This window comes from Eubacterium sp. F2 (genome assembly GCF_046244355.1).
Taxonomy (GTDB): domain Bacteria; phylum Bacillota; class Clostridia; order Peptostreptococcales; family Anaerovoracaceae; genus Aminicella.
The window spans coordinates 232,196-249,865 of sequence record NZ_CP176393.1 but is presented as its reverse complement, the minus strand read 5'-3'; the positions used below and the strand labels follow the sequence as shown (position 1 = coordinate 249,865).

The window sequence follows — 17,670 nt, the reverse complement described above, 5'->3', positions numbered from 1 at the left end:
GCTTCATGGCAGAATATGAAATTCGGGATGTCAGTCTGGCCCCGTCCGGACATGAGAAAATAGAATGGGTTCGTTCCCACATGCCGCTTCTTTACGGCCTGGAAGAAGAATTCAGGAAGACGAAGCCTTTTAAAGGGGTGAAAATTTCCCTTTCTGTGCATCTGGAGGCAAAAACGGCCTATCTCTGCCTGGTGCTGGCCGCCGGCGGCGCGCAGATGTATGTGACGGGAAGCAATGTGCTTTCCACGCAGGATGATGTGGCTGCGGCGCTGGTGGACGACGGCCTCTCTGTGTTCGCTTATCACGGCGCGACACAGGAAGAGTACAATCATCACATCGAGCGGACGCTTTCCCAGAAGCCGAATATCATCATCGATGACGGAGGCGATCTGGTGGGCATGCTGCACACAGCCAGACCGGATCTTGCGGAAGAGGTCTGGGGCGGCTGTGAAGAGACCACAACCGGAGTGATCCGCCTGAAGGCGATGGATGATGAGGGTGTGCTGAAATTCCCGATGGTTGCCGTAAATGATGCCAGGTGCAAGCATCTGTTTGACAATCGCTATGGAACCGGCCAGTCCGTCTGGGACAGCATCATGAGAAACACCAACCTGATTATTGCTGGAAAGACGGTTGTGGTTGTCGGCTACGGCTGGTGCGGACGCGGCATTGCAATGCGCGCGGATGCTCTGGGTGCTCAGGTTATCGTGACGGAAGTTGATCCGGTAAAGGCGATTGAGGCGCGCATGGACGGTTACAGCGTTATGCCGATGAAGCAGGCAGCGCCGAAGGGAGACATTTTTGTTTCCGCAACGGGCTGCTGCAAGACGATTACCGTCGACGACATGCTGCTGATGAAGGATCAGGCAATCCTGACCAACGCCGGACATTTCAACTGTGAAGTCGACATGGATGATCTGGAGAAGAAAGCCGTCTCCAAGAAAGAGGTCCGTCATAATATTATGGGGTATACATTAAGTAATGGACGCCGTGTGGATGTCATCGGTGAAGGCAGACTGGTAAATATCGCCACTGCCGACGGCCATCCAGCAGAAATCATGGACATGAGTTTTGCGGTTCAGGCCCTGTCTGCTCTGTATATTAAGGAGCATCACAATGAACTTAAGCCGCACGTTATTCACGTTACCGACCAGATCGACGATGCGGTAGCCAGAAGAAAACTGGCGGCATGGGGCACAGAGATCGACGAACTCACCGACGAACAGAAAAAATACCTGCACAGCTGGAATCTGTAACAGGGACGGCTGCCGGTCCACCCGTCGGCGGCGCTGCGGTGCCGGACGGGCAGCATGCGGTTTTGCTGCCGCATGCTGAAGAGGCAGAGGCAGTCCCGGACAGCTGCGCACGGAAAACATAGAGAAAAAGGGAGGTTCTGGAAATGGAAGTAGAAGAAATCAGACAGGCGGCTCACGATGCCGCAGATCAGCTCCTTCAGGTCGCAAAGGTTCCGGAAGGCGGAATCCTGGTTGTAGGATGTTCGACCAGTGAGGTCGGCGGCGTGCATATCGGCAAAGGGTCCAATATCCACGTTGCAGAGGCAATTTATGAAGGCATTCAGGAAGTCCTGCAGCCGAAGGGCATTTTCCTTGCCGCTCAGTGCTGCGAGCATCTGAACCGTTCCATCATTATCGAACGCGCGGCGCTCAAGCCGTGGCAGGAGATCGTCAACGTTGTCCCGCAGCCGCATGCAGGCGGATCCTTTGCGACGACCATGTACAAGAGGGCCAAGGATCCGGTTGCCGTTGAGGAAATCAAGGCAGATGCCGGCATCGACATTGGAGACACGCTGATCGGCATGCACCTCAGAAAAGTTGCCGTACCAGTGCGCATCGATGTAAAATACATCGGAAAGGCACACGTGGTCTGCGCCAGAACCAGACCGAAGTTCGTCGGCGGAGAACGCGCGGTTTACGACAAAGCGCTTTCCGGCGGTGAAGTCAGAGATGACGTAAAATAGCTGCAGGAATGCAGCAGATGCGGCTGCCCGAACAAGCGGCCGCTTTTTTCGCTTTATAGCATCTGAAGAGGAGCGGGACCGGCATATGCTGCCGCATTGCAGATTCCGCCGGCTTCAGGCATGAACGCGGGAACGCTCCCGCAGCAGAATGATTCGATTGATATTGCGGAGAACCCGCAGAAACAGGAAGGAATTACAGAAATGGATTATCAGAAACTGGCAGACATGCTGTTCCCTCAGATTACCAAGACTCCGGAGGATTACGAAAAGATGTATCCGCCGAGAAATCTCCCGGAAGGAGCCAAAGTAACGAGACTGGGACCAAGTCCTACAGGATTCATGCATCTGGGCAACCTGTACGGCGCTTTTGCGGATGAACGTCTGGCGCATCAGAGCGGCGGCGTATTCTATCTCCGCATCGAAGATACGGACGACAAGCGTTACGTAGAAGGCGCAGTAGAGACCATTATCAACTCCCTCGACTTCTTTGGCATTCACTTTGACGAGGGCGCTTCCATGGACGGAGATAAAGGCGCTTACGGCGACTACACACAGAGCCACAGAGGTCCGATCTACCAGTGCTTCGTCAAGAAGCTGGTTTCCGAGGGAAAGGCCTATCCCTGCTTCCTGACCGAGGAAGAAATCGGAAAAATCCGCGAAAAGCAGGAAGCAGAGAAGAAAACTCCGGGAATCTACGGTGAGTATGCGGTTTGCAGAAACTGGACCATGGAGCAGATTCAGGAAGCCATCGATGCCGGAAAGCCGTACGTTATCCGCCTGAAGTCCGACGGACATCCGGCCGAAGAAGGAGAAGACGGAAAGATGCATGGCCGCAGAGTCCAGGTTAAAGATGCCATCAGAGGCACACTGGACATGCCGGAGAACTTCATGGACACCGTTATCCTGAAGCAGACCGGAATTCCGACCTATCACTTCGCACACGTTGTAGACGACCATCTGATGCGCACCACTCACGTCGTCAGAGGCGCAGAATGGCTGCCGTCCCTGCCGATCCACGTCGAGCTGTTCGAGAAAATGGGCTGGGATCTGCCGATTTACTGCCACACCGCTCAGCTGATGAAGATTGATGAAGAGACCGGAAAGAAGAGGAAACTTTCCAAGCGCAAGGATCCAGAGCTTTCCCTGACCTACTACCGCGACCAGGGCTACCATCCACAGGCCGTCAGAGAATACCTGCTGACCATCCTGAACTCCAACTACGAAGAGTGGAGAATGGCCAACCCGGACGCCCCGGCAGACGATTTCGAGTTCACCACCGACAAGATGAGCAACTCCGGTGCCCTCTTCGACCTGAACAAGCTGAACGACATCAGCAAGGATGTCCTGCTGAAGATCCCGGCAGAAGAGCTTTACGACTTCCTGAAAGACTGGTCCGAGAACTTTGCTCCAGAGTATAAGCATCTCTTCGACGACAAAAACTACATGGTCAAGATCCTGGACCTGGGAAGAAACGACCGCAAGCCGCGTAAAGACCTGGTCTACGCACGCCAGATCATTTCCTTCATCAGTTACTTCTTCGACGACCTCTTCCAGATCGAAGACGAGCTTCCAAAAGAAGTGCCTGCAGAAGACGTGCCGAAAATCCTGGACATGTATCTGGAGACCTATGACCACAGCGACGACAACGGCGAGTGGTTCAACAAGATCCGCGCCATCGCCGACCAGCTCGGCTACGCCGTCAAACCGAAAGACTATAAGAAACACCCGGACGAGTACAAAGGCCACGTCGGACACGTCAGCACCGTCATCCGCATCGCACTGATGGGACGCAGCGTTTCCCCGGATGTCTGGGCGATCCAGCAGATCATGGGTGAAGAGAAGACGAGAAGCCGCATTCAGAAGTTCGCGGACGAGCATAGATAGAAGAATTTTCACCATGCAGCGGGGCCGCCAGGTTCCCCAGCGCATTTCAATTCGGCCGGCAGTGGAAAGTGTCCGGAGAATGCCGGGGTCTGTCGCAAACAGAGAGTTAGTACAGTGCGACAGACCCTCGGCATCCTTACCGTTCACTTTCTGTGCCGGCAGCGAATTTTCATGAGGCTGGGTCACTGACGGCCCTGCTTTAATGGGTGAGATTTCTCTACATATGCTGTTTCGGTGCGGCATTCTTGGTGTCTGGTTTCTGTGCCGGCAGAGCCGGGCGGTAGAATTAGGGTATACTGTATACCTTGGCGCACCTCTATCTTTGCGGTTTCAGTTGTCAGTTGGTGGAATAATTGGATAGTTTCTTGTGGATGAAGTCGGGAAAAGCGGCATAATGAGCGATTCTCCGACTTCATATTTTTGGGAGTCGGGAAAGACGGCGAGTAAAGGCTTTTCCCGACTTTGCAGCAGCAGGATTGTATACGATTTATGTGAAAATGAATGTATATAAGGTGATAGGAATAAGAATGCGTTAATAGTGTATGCAGATCGTGATTAATATATGCACCCGCCTGAAAGCAGAGTATGTGAAAATAAAATTCCACTATCCGCTAACCGATATCCGTAAAATATTCATCTCAGGGCAATTTTCCGGGACATTCAGGCCCTGAAAAAGTCGGGAATTTGGCAGTTATGAGAGATTTCCCGACCCTCAATTATGACCAGTCGGGAAATTCAGCATTCAGGCGGCTTTCCCGACTCATTTCAAGGATTTTGTACGTAAATCAGTGTAATATCGGATGCATTAATATACTGCATACACAAAGCCGCCGTATTCTCATTTTAGAAACGCATTTACACAGCGGACATGATTCTGCAGCTCCGAACCGTTTTCTGCAGTTCTTTTGTCATGGGGTAAGCAGTTCGACGATCCTTATTAATCCCATCTTTATATCATTAATTCCTTGTATTCTTGTATTCTTGTATTACAACTAAGAAGCAGTTCTATTTACGGATATACGGTTACGAAGAATGGATAAGAACGTGAACTGCGGCGGCTTCCCGTGTTCACGTCTATAAATTTTTGAAGAAAACTGCTCCCTGCCATGTGATATAATAAATGTTACGATTATTTACTGCCTGCCCGCAGCAGACCTGTACGGCAGCACGTACAGCCTGGCACCTGCTGAGGAGACGGATTGTCCAGTGCAGCTGCAGATATTTTATATTATAATAGATTACAAAAACTACCAGCATCAGAAAGAGAGGTGCCGCACTTGGCATTTGTACATTTACACGTCCACTCTGAATACAGTCTTCTCGACGGAATGGCGAGGATTTCGCAGGCGCCGGCGAAGGCGAAGGAAATGGGCATGAATGCGCTGGCGATCACGGATCATGGGGCTATGTTCGGTGTCATTGATTTCTATAAAGAATGCAGGAAGCAGGGAATCAAGCCGATCATCGGATGTGAAGTGTATACCGCGATGCGGCGCATGGAGGATAAGGATCCGGTGAAGGACCGGGCCAGGGGTCATCTGATTCTTCTGGCAGAAAACAATGAGGGATACCACAATCTGATTAAGATTGTTTCCGATGCATATAAAAGGGGATTTTATTTCAAGCCGAGGGTTGATAAAGAGGAACTCCGGGCGCACAGTAAGGGCATCATCGCCTTGTCGGCCTGTCTCGCCGGCCGGGTTCAGTTTTGTCTGCTGAACAGGGATTATGACGGGGCCAGACGGGAAGCGCTGGAGCTTCAGGATATTTTCGGGGTGAATAATTTCTTCCTGGAGATTCAGGATCACGGGCTGCCGGAGGATGAAGTGGTGAATCCGCAGCTGAAAAAGCTGTCGAAGGAGCTTGGCATTCCGCTGCTGGCGACGAATGACGTGCATTATGTCCGTCAGGGGGACGCGGAGGCGCATGATGTCCTGCTGGCGATTCAGACGGCGACCAGCATTCATGATCCGAAGCGGATGCGCTTTAAGAGTGATCAGTTTTATCTGAAGAGTGAGAAGGAAATGCGGGCTTTGTTTCCGGATATTCCGGAGGCGGTTGAGAATACGCAGAAGATCGCGGACCGCTGCAATGTGACTTTTACTTTCGGGGAGTACCATTTGCCGGAATTTCAGCCGCCTGCGGGCATGACGAATGATGAGTACCTGAGAAAGCTCTGTTGGGACGGGCTTCAGCAGAGGTATGAGCAGCTGACGGATAAGCTGAAGAAAAGGCTGGAGTACGAACTTTCCACCATCGAGCAGATGGGATATGTGGAATACTTTTTGATTGTGTGGGACTTTATCAATTATGCGAAGAGCCATGGAATCGCGGTGGGACCGGGACGAGGGTCTGCCGCCGGAAGTCTTGTGGCCTACTGCCTGCGTATCACCGATATCGATCCGATTAAATACGATCTGATTTTTGAGCGTTTCCTGAATCCGGAACGTGTCAGCATGCCGGATATCGATGTGGATTTTGATATCGAGAGGCGTTCTGAAGTCATCGATTATGTCCGCAGAAAGTACGGAAAAGACAATGTTTCGCAGATCATCACCTTCGGAACGCTGAAGCCGAAGGCCGCGGTCCGGGATGTGGGACGCGCCATGGATGTCAGTTATTCTGACACAGACCGGATCGCGAAGGCAATTCCCTTCGATCTGAACATGACTCTGGACAAGGCATTAGAGGTCAGTCCGGAGCTAAAGAAAATGTATGAAGAGAATGGGCAGGTTCGGAAGGTCATCGACATGTCCAGGGCGCTTGAGGGAATGCCGCGGCACGCGTCCACACACGCAGCCGGTGTGGTTATTTCCAAGAAGCCGCTGGATGAGTACGTCCCGCTGTACATGTCCGACCACGGCATTGCGACCCAGTTCAACATGACGACGATCGAGGAGCTGGGCCTTCTGAAGATGGACTTCCTGGGCCTGCGCAACCTGACCGTTATCCGGGACGCGCTTCAGATGATCCGGGATGATCACGGCGTGGAACTGGATTTTGCGAAGATGGGTTATGACGATCCTAAAGTTTACCAGATGATCGCCAGCGGTGATACGGAGGGCGTATTCCAGCTGGAGAGCGAGGGCATGACCTCCTTCATGAAGGCTCTGAAACCGACCTGTTTTGAAGATATCGTCGCGGGAATTTCCCTTTACCGTCCGGGTCCGATGGATTCCATTCCGACCTATATTGAGAACAAAAAGCACCCGGACAAGATAAAATACGTGACTCCTGAGCTCGCGCCCATCCTGGATGTCACCTACGGCTGCCTGGTCTATCAGGAACAGGTCATGCGAATCGTCCGCGACCTCGCGGGATACAGCTACGGTCGTTCCGACATCGTCCGCCGCGCCATGTCAAAGAAAAAGAAGCAGGTCATGATGGAGGAAAAAGAGTACTTCATTCACGGAAAGCTTGGGGAAGACGGGAATGTAGAAATTCCGGGATGTGTCAGAAACGGGATTTCGGAAGAAGCCGCAGAGCAGATCTTCTCCGACATGGAGACTTTTGCCCAGTATGCGTTTAATAAGAGTCATGCGGCGGCCTATGCGGTTCTGGCCTTTGAGACGGCCTATCTGAAATGCTATTACCCGGTTGAGTTTATGGCTGCCCTGATGAGCAGCATGGCCGGAGACGCTAAGCAGACGGCAAAATACATCCGAAACTGCCGGGAGCACGGAATTGAAGTGCTCGGCCCGAGTGTCAACGAGAGCGGAGTGAAGTTCACCGTGCAGGACGGAAAAATCCGTTTTGGCCTTCTGGGTGTAAAGAATGTCGGTGAGAGTGCAATCGAGGAGATTATCCGTGCCCGTGAAACGATGGGAAAGCCGGAAGATATTTTCCAGTTCATCGATAACATCGACGTCAGCATTGTAAACAAGAAGGCAGTGGAAAGTCTGATCAAGGCCGGCGCGCTGGATTGTCTGAATCCGAACCGGGCCGCTCATCTTGCGGTTTATGAAACCCTGATGGAGTCAGCCCAGGCGAACGCGAAGAAGAATATCGCCGGGCAGATCAGTCTTTTCCAGACGGCGGAAGCCGCCATGGACCAGGGCGATGTGCGGGTCAGCCTGCCGAAGGTGGAAAATTTTGACCGCAGGATTCTGCTGGCCATGGAGAAAGAGATGCTGGGCGTCTATATAAGCGGCCACCCGCTGGACGACTATGCGGATGAGATCCGGCGTGTGGCGACGGTCAACAGCCAGCAGCTGGACGAGGCCGGAAAGCAGTCTGCGGAAGACGATGGGTCGGATCCGGGCTATTTTCCGGGCGATGCGAGAGCGCAGATGGCGCAGACCGCAGGCACTGGAGGTATCCGGGACAAGATGCATGTTGTCATGGCCGGCATGATCATCGGAAAGAAAACCCTGATCACCAAAAAAAACCAGATCATGGCCTTTGTCGATCTGGAGGACCTTTACGGACAGACGGAAGTCGTTGTATTTCCAAGGGTTCTGGAGCAGTACCAGACAGAGATTTATGAGGACAATGTCGTTGTCATTAAGGGAAGGCTGGATTTCCGCGAAGGGGAAACTCCGAAGCTGCTTGCAGAATCAGTAGAGGCGCTGAATGCCGGCGCTTCCGCAGAAAACAGAGAATTTCTGAAAGTGCGGATTCCGGAGAATCAGGATGAAAGACTGATTATGAAGGAACTTGCAGATATCTTTAAGGACCACAGGGGACCGCAGGCAGCGCTGATTTACAGGAAAAACCGGAAAGCTGTGCGGACCGGGAGAAATGCCGGAATTACGATTTCCGAGAATCTGCTGGAGAAAATCGGCGCGCTGGTAGGTGAAGAAAATGTAAAAATCTCTTCACGTTAACCAGTCAGAGGGTTCTTGTGGTATCATAGTTTTAATATCGCCGCGGGAGTGCAGGAAGAATTATGCATGCAGGCCAGAAGACTGGTCAGACAGAGCCGGTATTCCGGGAGTTTCTGGATAGTCAGGGACGGGCAGAAAACAGGCTTCAGGGACTGAGGCCTCTTGCGCGGTGGTTTTTGTCAATGTAATTCAGGAGGGATGAGTATGAAAAGAATTGGTGTTCTGACGAGTGGAGGAGATTCTCCGGGCATGAATGCGGCTGTTCGCTCTGTCGTACGGTGCGGACTTGACCGGGGTCTGGAAGTATATGGAATTTACAGAGGATATGAGGGTCTGCTGGACGCGGAACTGAAACAGATGGACAGGGGCGACGTCGGCGACATTCTGCAGCGCGGCGGCACAATTCTGAAGACGGCCAGAAGCAAGCGTTTCCGGACGGAAGAGGGAATTAAGCGTGCCATGAACGTGCTGAATACATTCGATATTGACGGTCTGGTTGTTATCGGAGGAGACGGAAGCATGCGCGGCGGTCTGGAACTGTCCAAGCGTGGAATTCCGGTCATGGGTATTCCGGGAACCATTGATAATGACCTGGCGTACACTGATTACACGATCGGATTCGACACGGCGGTAACGACGGTGCTGGATGCCATTTCCAAGCTGCGTGACACGTCCTCGGCTCACGAGAGAGTCGTTATCGTGGAGGTTATGGGACGCCGCTGCGGAGACATCGCGCTGTACGCGGGTCTGACCGGTGGTGCAGAAGAAGTTCTGGTTCCGGAGCTGCCGTATGACATCAAGGCCCTGTCGAGAAGAATCATCGAGAGCGCAAACAGAGGAAAGCAGCATCACATCATCATCAAGGCTGAGGGTGTGGACATTTCCACGGCGGAACTGGCTCATGACATTCAGGAGAATACAGGAAGAGAAACGAAAGAGGTTGTTCTGAGCTATCTGCAGAGAGGTGGATCACCGACCATGCGCGACCGTCTGCTGGCAACACTCTGCGGCTCCAAGGCAGTGGAGCTTCTGGCGCAGGAGTCTGCCAGCAAGGCAATCGGAACCGTAGACGGACGGATTTTTGCGGAAGACCTCGGCGATGCCCTGAAGGAGACGAGAGAGTTGAATGAGGATCTGTACAGCCTGATCGGAGTGTTAAGCAAGTAATGAAGATTGTTGTTGTATACAATACAAAATATGGTTCGACGAAGCAGTACGCGGAGTGGATCGCGGAGGCGCTTCAGGCGGATCTGCTGGATGGAAAGCATCTGAAAGCCGGCCAGCTCATGCCCTACGACATGATTATTTACGGCGGGGGAATTTTCTCCGGCGGCATCTACCGGCTGGATTTCCTGAAAAAGCACATTCACAAGGAACTGCGCGGCAAGGTGGTCGTCTGTTTCGGCGTCGGAATTACGGTCGGCCATGACGAGAACCAGATTCAGGCCGATGAAATTAATTTTTCCGAGGAACTGAAGGGAATGCCGTGTTTCTATCTGACTGGTCGCTACGACCCGTCAGAAATTCACGGACTGGATAAGGGCATCATCAAGCTGACCAGGAGACTTCTTGACGGGGGAACCGGGAAGTATGCGGACGAGCTCCGCGACACATTTGCGAACGGCCGGAATCTGATGGACCGCGACCAGATTATTCCGCTGGTGCAGTACATCCGCGAACTGGAAGACAGGATGCAGGCATGAGAAAGACGGAAATCTGTATAATCGGAGGCGGCGCGTCCGGAATGGCCGCGGCAGTTACAGCGGCGCGGATTATCGGCGGTGAACACGTCATTGTTCTGGAGAAGCTGGACGAGCCGGGGCATAAGATCCTGGCTACGGGAAACGGGCGCTGTAATCTGACCAATACTTCCTGCAGCCACGCAGAGGAGACGAGGCAGTTTTTCCGTGAGCTCGGGGTGTTTACCCGGGAAGAGGAGGACGGCCGCGTTTATCCCTGGTGCGGAGACGCGAGGGCCGTGCAGCAGGCGCTGCTTCAGGAACTGAAGAGGCTTCATGTACAGCTGATCTGCGGCGCGGAGGTGACAAAAGCCGAAGCGCAAGGGGACAGCTTTATTGTCTCTTTCCGGGGCGGAAGGATTTCTGCCCGGCAGCTTCTTCTTTCCTGCGGCGGAAAAGCAGGCCCAAAAATGGGAACGACGGGAGACGGCGCCAGGCTTGCGCGCCGCCTTTCTCTTGACGTGACTCCGCTGGCGCCGGCACTGACCGCAATGGAAGTCTATGAAGATGTGCGGAAACTGAAAGGCGTCCGCGCAAAGGCCGTGGTGACCCTTCAGTATCAGGGTGAAAAAATCGCAAAAGAAAATGGAGAAGTGCAGTTTACCGCCTATGGAATCTCCGGAATCTGCGTGTTTAATCTCTCCAGAAAGATGCTGCTTCCTCCGGGGAAAAAACTTCAGGGCGGTTTCGATGACTACACCGTAGAAATCGATTTCGCGGGGGATCTGCTGATCGGTAACGGTGATTTTCAGCAGATGAAAAAAGACAGTCTGCTCCCTCTGGCATCGATTGTCCGTCAGCCTCTGGCGGAAGAAATTTACCGTCAGGCAGAAGGTAATCCGGAAAGGTGCGCGCATCTTCTCCGGCATTTTACGCTCCATCCGAAGGGGCTGAAAGGCTGGGACATGGCGCAGGTGACCCGCGGCGGAATCTGGCTTTCCGAGCTGGATCCTCATACGATGGAAGCTGTTTCTGTGACGGGACTCTACGCGGCAGGCGAAATTCAGGATTGGGACGGACCATGCGGCGGGTTCAATCTGCAGCATGCCTGGGAAACCGGTATTCTGGCCGGCCGCGCGATGGCAGAAAAAGCCCTTCAGAAATCCGGAAAGAAGACCATTTCGCAGACAAAGAATAAATAGAAAGGCAGAACGCGTGAACTATCAGTATCGCATCCATGAAATAAGGCTGGACCTGGGTGAATCAAAGGACCGGATCCCGAAAAAGATCCTCCGGAAACTCGGAAAAGCCGGAAAGAAAGTAACAATTTCCGACTGGATCATCCGGAGAGAATCCATCGACGCCCGGCACAAGGACCGGATAAAATTAGTCTATACCGTGGATTTCACAGCGGACCGGGAACTGAATCTGGCAAAGGCGCCGGATCTTAAGTATCATCGTGCCGTTTCCGGAACGCAGCCGTTAAAGCACCGGCCTGTTGTGGTCGGAATGGGCCCCTGTGGGATGTTTGCGGCGCTGATTCTGGCGCAGCAGGGTTACTGTCCGCTGGTCATCGAGCGGGGAGCTCCAGTGGAAGAGCGTGTCCGGGATGTTCAGAAATTCTGGGATCAGGGAGTACTGGACCCGGAGTCCAATGTGCAGTTTGGAGAAGGCGGAGCAGGAACCTTTTCCGATGGAAAACTGACGACAGGGATCAAAGATCCGCGTATTCACTTTATGCTGGAAGAATTTGTAAAAGCCGGAGCTGATCCGGAGATTCTCTACGCCCATATGCCTCATATCGGAACCGATGTCCTGCGTATCTGCGTGAAAAATATCCGCGAGCAGATTCTGTCCCTTGGCGGAGAAATTCACTTCCACTCCAGGATGGACCAGCTGATAATGGAGCAGGAAGAGGACGGATTCCGGGTAAGCGGCATTCAAGTGACGGAAAACGGCGTGCAGAAAACGATAGAAGCAGACCAGGTCATCCTGGCCCTTGGGCACAGCGCAAGAGACACTTTCCGCATGCTCAGGGATCACAGGGTTCCGATGGAGCAGAAGGGATTTTCTATCGGTGTCAGAATCGAGCATCCGCAGGAGGTCATCGACCGTGCACAGTACGGAGATACCGGGAAAAATCTGGGGCTCCCGCCTGCCGTGTATAAGCTGAACTGGCACTGCAGGAAAAGCGGACGCGGCGTCTATACCTTCTGCATGTGCCCGGGCGGAGAAGTTATTACGGCGTCTTCACAGAAAGGCGGCGTAGTGACCAACGGCATGAGCCGGCACGGACGGGACAGCGGAACGGCCAACAGTGCGCTGCTCGTCGATGTACGGCCGTTGGACTTCCCGGATCCGGATGATCCGCTTTCCGGAATTGATTTCCAGGAGAAATACGAGCGCCTGGCGTTTAAGAATGGCGGATCTGATTATTCCGCGCCAAAAACAAGCTGGAAAAATTTCCGTGACAAGACGGAAGACGCGCAGCCGGTGCTCCAGTCTCTGCCGGATTTTGCGGTGGACAGTATCAATGAGGCCATGCCGCATCTCGGGAAAAAGCTGCAGGGCTTTGACAGCGATGACGCCGTAATGACCGCGGTAGAATCCAGAAGTTCCTCTCCGGTGAGAATTCTCAGAGATGAGAATCAGCAGAGCCTGTCCGTCCGCGGACTGTATCCGGGCGGCGAAGGCGCAGGATATGCCGGAGGAATCACGAGTTCCGCCTGTGATGGAATGAAAATTGCAGAACAGATTATTTCGTCTTTTACCCCGTGGAAGAAATTTCCTGAAAAAGGATGAAATAGATCCTGAAATCAGATAAGATAGAGAGACAGCGTTCTGCGGGAGCAGAATTCCGGCAGAAGCTGTTTACATAAGTAAGAACGTTACACTGCAGGAAAGAGAGGGATGGAATGCAGAAGAAAGAAGACCAGATGGAATTCACTCCGAATACCCGGATTGAAAACGCAGTGAAAAATTTTCAGGTCGGTCAGGATGAAGCAAGCAATATGGAACTGACCGAGGCGATTTTAACGAGCGCGGTGAACAGTGAGGAGCTTCTGGCTCCTGCCGTACCAGCCGGCGCAGACGGAAAGCCGCTGGACCTTGAATATATGACCGATGACCAAATCCAGGAATTTTTAGAGAATGAGGAAATCAGTTTTGCCATTCATGCCGTTACAGACGAAGATGGAAATGACTGGCTTCCGGTATTTACCAGCCCGGATCAGGTGATGAAGGGTGATGTCGTTGATGTTATGGCACATCAGATCGAGACGCTGATGGCCATGGCTATGGACACGGATATGGCGGGAATCGTCATCAATCCGTGGGAAGCGGCGCTGAATATCCCGACAGAGACCCTGCATGTACTGATGGAAAGCATTCAGTCCATTAATGAAAATGCAGATGAAGAGCTGCAGGGCGATATCAACCTGGTAGAGGGTGATATTGTTAATATGGACTGTGATGCGATCGTCAATGCAGCAAATAATACGCTGATGGGCGGAGGCGGCGTAGACGGCGCCATTCATCAGGCAGCAGGTCCGGAGCTGGATGAAGCATGCCGTGAACTTCACGGATGCAGAACCGGAGAAGCGAAGATCACAGAAGGTTTCCGTCTTCCTGCCAGTTACATCATCCACACGGTCGGCCCGATTTACGACGGATCGGACCAGTGTGCAGATGATCTGGCAGACTGCTACTGGAACTGTCTGAATCTGGCGATCGACTACGATATTCATACAATTGCTTTCCCGGCAATTTCAACCGGAGTATTTGGCTATCCGATGAAAGACGCGGCGGAGATCGCTGTCGACACGGTGCTGACCTGGCTGGATTCCTACGCGGGAGACTATGACATGCAGGTTACATTCTGTGTTCATGATGACACCGCATACCAGATTTATACAGAAATTCTGGACCGCGAGCTGGCTGACGAGCCGGAAGATCCGCAGAACTAAGCAGAAAACAGAGAAGAAATGGAAGGAGACTGTGCAGAGTCGGAAGCCTGCAGAGTCTCCTTTTTCAACAAAGAAGGGAGTTTTCCATGGGAGCCCGGAAAGCGGGATTTGTCCCGGCTTACTGGAATTCCGGACGGATTATTGTTTCGGATTGGACAAATTCAGCCTACTGTTTATGTTCATGGTACGGGAATATTGATAAAATATCGATATACTGAGGTGAAAATTATGGATTTGATCAGAATGCCGAAGGCAGAAAATAAAAAAGCTATTACAGTCGGAATTCCGCGCTCACTGCTTTACTTCAGATATGGAGTATTGTGGGAGCGCTTTTTTCAGGAACTTGAAATCAGGACCATTGTCAGTCCGCCGACCAATCTGGAAGTGATGAATACGGGGGCACGCCGCGCGGCATCCGAGATGTGTCTCGCCATGAAAATTTTCATGGGTCATGTCGATGCACTGATTGGAAAATGTGACTACATTCTGGTTCCGAGAATCAGAGATTTCGGCATTCGCAGGGTTATGTGCGCCAATTTTGAAGCGCTTCCGGATGTCGTTTCCAATATATTCTATGAGGCGCCCTTCCGCGTGCTGTCCTATGATATTGATTCATCCAAGAAGAAAGATGAATGCCATGCCATGGTGGAAATGGCTGTGTCCATCGGATTTTCTCACGGACGCGCAAATAAGGCCTATAAAGCGGCCAGAAAGGCGCAGAATGAGGCCGATATCAGGAAGGCAAAAGATACGGAAGCCCTTTACCGCAAGAAGGATCTGAAGCTGGCCATCGCCGCGCACAGCTATGTGCTGGATGATGAATATATCGGAAAGCCGATTATCAAATATCTGGAAGAAAACGGCGTCACCGTCATCCGCGCAGACCAGGTGGACCGGAAACAGGCGATGAAGGAATCCGAAAAAGTTTCTCCGACGCTGAAGTGGGAGCTGTCCAGAGAGATGGTTGGTTCCCTTGCGATGCACCACCAGGATATCGATGGTGCGATTCTTTTGTCCGTCTATCCCTGTGCGCTTGATTCCATGGTGAACGACATGCTGATGCGGAAGAATAAGATGGCGCATATTCCGATTCTCCAGATGACCCTGGATGCGCAGACCGGTACGGCCGGCGTGGAGACCAGGCTGGAGAGTTTTATTGATATTCTGAAGATGAGAAGAGAAGTGGAGGCAGGAAATGGCAGAGAAAACGAAGCGTAAAATCGCATTTCCAATGGTCGCCCGCTATAACGAGGTGGTGCGGTATTTCGTTGAAGAGGGACTGCATCAGACCTATATCATGCAGCCGAAAATGACTAGAAGAACGCTGAAGCTGGGCGTGAAATATGCGCCGGACATGGTCTGTACACCATTTAAGACGATCCTGGGGAGCATGATCGAGGCCCTGGAGGCCGGTGCGGACACCCTGATCATGGTGTTCGGCTACTGCCGCCTGGGGTATTACGGAGAGCTCGCGGAGTCTATTCTGCGCGACCTCGGCTATGAGTTCGATTATCTTAATCTGGCGGAATATACAACCGGAAAGAAAAAAGATTACCTCAAGGCCGTCAAGAAGCTGAATCCAAAGGCCGGTGCGGTCGCCATGGGAAAGGCCGGGCTGGACGGTCTGAAAATGATGGAAGACATCGATTCCGTCGAGGATTACTATTACCAGAACTGTGGGTTTGAGACGACAAAGGGTGAATACCGCAGGGCGCTGAACCAGTTTATGAGCGACATGGGAAAAGCGAAAAACAGAAATGATATCGACAGCGGCTATGACCGCTGCATGGAGAAATTCAGGAGCATCCCGATTGATAAGGGAGAATTCCCGCTTCGTGTCGGGGTTCTGGGTGAATATTTCACGGTCATGGACGAGTTTTCCAACATCGACTTGGAGCAGTCCCTTGCCGACCTTGGCGTGGAAGTTCACCGCTGGATGAATGTCAGCCACAGAAATCTGCATTATCCGGGAGAAAAGAATCTGCACCCGCGGATCAATGAGTACTGCAATTATGAGATGGGTCCGACCTCTACCGCCAACATCTGGTATGCAAAGGAATGCGCAGAAAACGGATTTGACGGACTGGTGCATGTCAAGAGCGCGGGCTGTACACCGGAAATCGACATCATGCCGGTTCTGCAGAGAATCGGAGCCGATTTCAAGATCCCGATTCTGTATCTGACCTACGATTCACAGGATGGAGATGCGGGTCTGCAGACCAGAATTGAAGCGTTCTACGACATGATTGAAATGAGAAAGAAGGTAATCCACTAATGGAAGATGTATATATGGGAATCGATGTGGGATCCATTTCCACAAAGGGTGTAATTCTGACGAAGGAAAACAAGATTCTGTCCAGTGAATACATCTGGACGGAAGGAAATCCGATCGGTGCGGTAAAAAAACTGGTCCGCCTGCTGGAAAAGCAGTTTGATAAGGAAAACTACCGCATCGTGGCAACTGGTACAACCGGAAGCGCCAGAAAACTGGTGGGAACGGTTCTGGGAGCTACCGTTGTAAAGAATGAAATCACTGCTCACGCGGTAGGAACGACTACCTTTCATCCGGATGTCCGCACCATTCTGGAAATCGGCGGACAGGACTCGAAAATCATTCTGGTGGAAAACGGTGTCGCGATCGACTATGCGATGAACACCCTCTGCGCGGCAGGAACGGGAGCCTTCCTTTCCAGCCAGTCCGCACGTCTTGGCATTCCGGTTGAAGATATGGGAGAAATCGCCTTGAAGTCCGAGCACCCGACACAGATCGCCGCCCGCTGCACCGTATTTGCAGAGTCTGACCTGGTTCATAAAATTCAGGTCGGCCATACGAAGGAAGATATCGTTGCCGGCCTCTGTCAGGCAGTCGTCGGAAACTATCTGAACAATGTCGGAAAAGGAAAGAAAATCCAGTCCCCGGTCGTCTTCCAGGGCGGAGTTTCAAAGAATATCGGCGTAGTAAAAGCTTTCGAAAAGCAGCTGGGCTGCCCGGTTATCGTCGATAAAGACGGCCATCTGATGGGAGCCATCGGCGCCGCCATCCTGGCGAGAAGAAACAAAAAGCGTTCCGTATTCGATTTCAATATGGAAGATATGGAGTTCATCACCAGAGAAATCAATTGCGGAGGATGCCCGAACAACTGCGAAATTATCTGCGTCTACAGGGACGGTGAGATGATCGACAGCTGGGGCAACCGCTGCGAGAGAGGCGACGTGGCCGCCAGGAAAGCTGCTAAACTGGCAGAAGTGAAATAGAGATCTATTTCCGGATTCATCAATCAAGAAAAGAGCCACTGCCCTTTGGTAAATCCAGGGATGGTGGCTCTCTTATCGGTTAC

At 52.3% G+C, this 17,670-nt stretch carries 12 protein-coding genes and 1 pseudogene; all 13 read left to right on the top strand.

Annotated features, from left to right (window positions below; translation table 11 throughout):
* The first annotated feature begins 5 nt into the window (after window positions 1-5).
* The 13 genes and pseudogenes from ACI77B_RS00980 to ACI77B_RS00920 all read left to right on the top strand — a co-directional run bounded on the left by ACI77B_RS00980 (window position 6) and on the right by ACI77B_RS00920 (window position 17,587).
* Window positions 6-1,256 carry an adenosylhomocysteinase gene (locus ACI77B_RS00980; RefSeq protein WP_409336963.1) on the top strand — a complete coding sequence of 417 codons (1,251 nt, stop codon included), beginning with the start codon at window positions 6-8 and terminating at the stop codon, window positions 1,254-1,256.
* Window positions 1,257-1,399: 143 nt separating this feature from the next.
* Window positions 1,400-1,978, top strand: coding sequence for a TIGR01440 family protein (locus ACI77B_RS00975; RefSeq protein ID WP_409336962.1), 579 nt, complete (start codon window positions 1,400-1,402; stop codon window positions 1,976-1,978).
* Window positions 1,979-2,179: 201 nt separating this feature from the next.
* Window positions 2,180-3,862 (top strand): glutamate--tRNA ligase, encoded by a 1,683-nt coding sequence (locus tag ACI77B_RS00970; protein WP_409337676.1) that lies wholly within the window; start codon window positions 2,180-2,182, stop codon window positions 3,860-3,862.
* A gap of 1,277 nt (window positions 3,863-5,139) precedes the next feature.
* A complete protein-coding gene (locus tag ACI77B_RS00965) occupies window positions 5,140-8,688 on the top strand; it encodes a DNA polymerase III subunit alpha (RefSeq protein ID WP_409336961.1) in 3,549 nt (1,182 codons plus the stop codon).
* Window positions 8,689-8,892: 204 nt separating this feature from the next.
* Window positions 8,893-9,855, top strand: coding sequence for an ATP-dependent 6-phosphofructokinase (locus tag ACI77B_RS00960; protein WP_409336960.1), 963 nt, complete (start codon window positions 8,893-8,895; stop codon window positions 9,853-9,855).
* Window positions 9,855-10,391 (top strand): flavodoxin domain-containing protein, encoded by a 537-nt coding sequence (locus ACI77B_RS00955; protein ID WP_409336959.1) that lies wholly within the window; start codon window positions 9,855-9,857, stop codon window positions 10,389-10,391. The genes ACI77B_RS00960 and ACI77B_RS00955 overlap by 1 nt, the downstream gene beginning before the upstream one ends.
* On the top strand, window positions 10,388-11,569 hold the full coding sequence (locus ACI77B_RS00950; protein WP_409336958.1) for an aminoacetone oxidase family FAD-binding enzyme: 1,182 nt from the start codon (window positions 10,388-10,390) through the stop codon (window positions 11,567-11,569). The genes ACI77B_RS00955 and ACI77B_RS00950 overlap by 4 nt, the downstream gene beginning before the upstream one ends.
* 13 nt (window positions 11,570-11,582) lie before the next feature.
* The gene (locus ACI77B_RS00945; protein WP_409336957.1) at window positions 11,583-13,169 is read left to right on the top strand and encodes an NAD(P)/FAD-dependent oxidoreductase; all 1,587 of its coding nucleotides are present in this window, start codon (window positions 11,583-11,585) and stop codon (window positions 13,167-13,169) included.
* A gap of 113 nt (window positions 13,170-13,282) precedes the next feature.
* A pseudogene (locus tag ACI77B_RS00940) lies at window positions 13,283-13,723 on the top strand (SseB family protein); the annotation flags it as partial.
* Window positions 13,724-13,744: 21 nt separating this feature from the next.
* On the top strand, window positions 13,745-14,332 hold the full coding sequence (locus ACI77B_RS00935; protein WP_409337675.1) for an O-acetyl-ADP-ribose deacetylase: 588 nt from the start codon (window positions 13,745-13,747) through the stop codon (window positions 14,330-14,332).
* A 228-nt stretch (window positions 14,333-14,560) separates the two neighbouring features.
* Window positions 14,561-15,550: an acyl-CoA dehydratase activase-related protein gene (locus tag ACI77B_RS00930; protein WP_409336956.1), complete on the top strand. Its 990-nt coding sequence runs from the start codon at window positions 14,561-14,563 to the stop codon at window positions 15,548-15,550.
* Window positions 15,528-16,607 (top strand): 2-hydroxyacyl-CoA dehydratase, encoded by a 1,080-nt coding sequence (locus ACI77B_RS00925; protein WP_409336955.1) that lies wholly within the window; start codon window positions 15,528-15,530, stop codon window positions 16,605-16,607. Before ACI77B_RS00930 ends, ACI77B_RS00925 begins: the two co-directional genes overlap by 23 nt.
* Window positions 16,607-17,587, top strand: a complete 981-nt coding sequence (locus tag ACI77B_RS00920) for an acyl-CoA dehydratase activase (RefSeq protein ID WP_409336954.1) — start codon at window positions 16,607-16,609, stop codon at window positions 17,585-17,587. The genes ACI77B_RS00925 and ACI77B_RS00920 overlap by 1 nt, the downstream gene beginning before the upstream one ends.
* The last annotated feature ends 83 nt before the right edge of the window (window positions 17,588-17,670 follow it).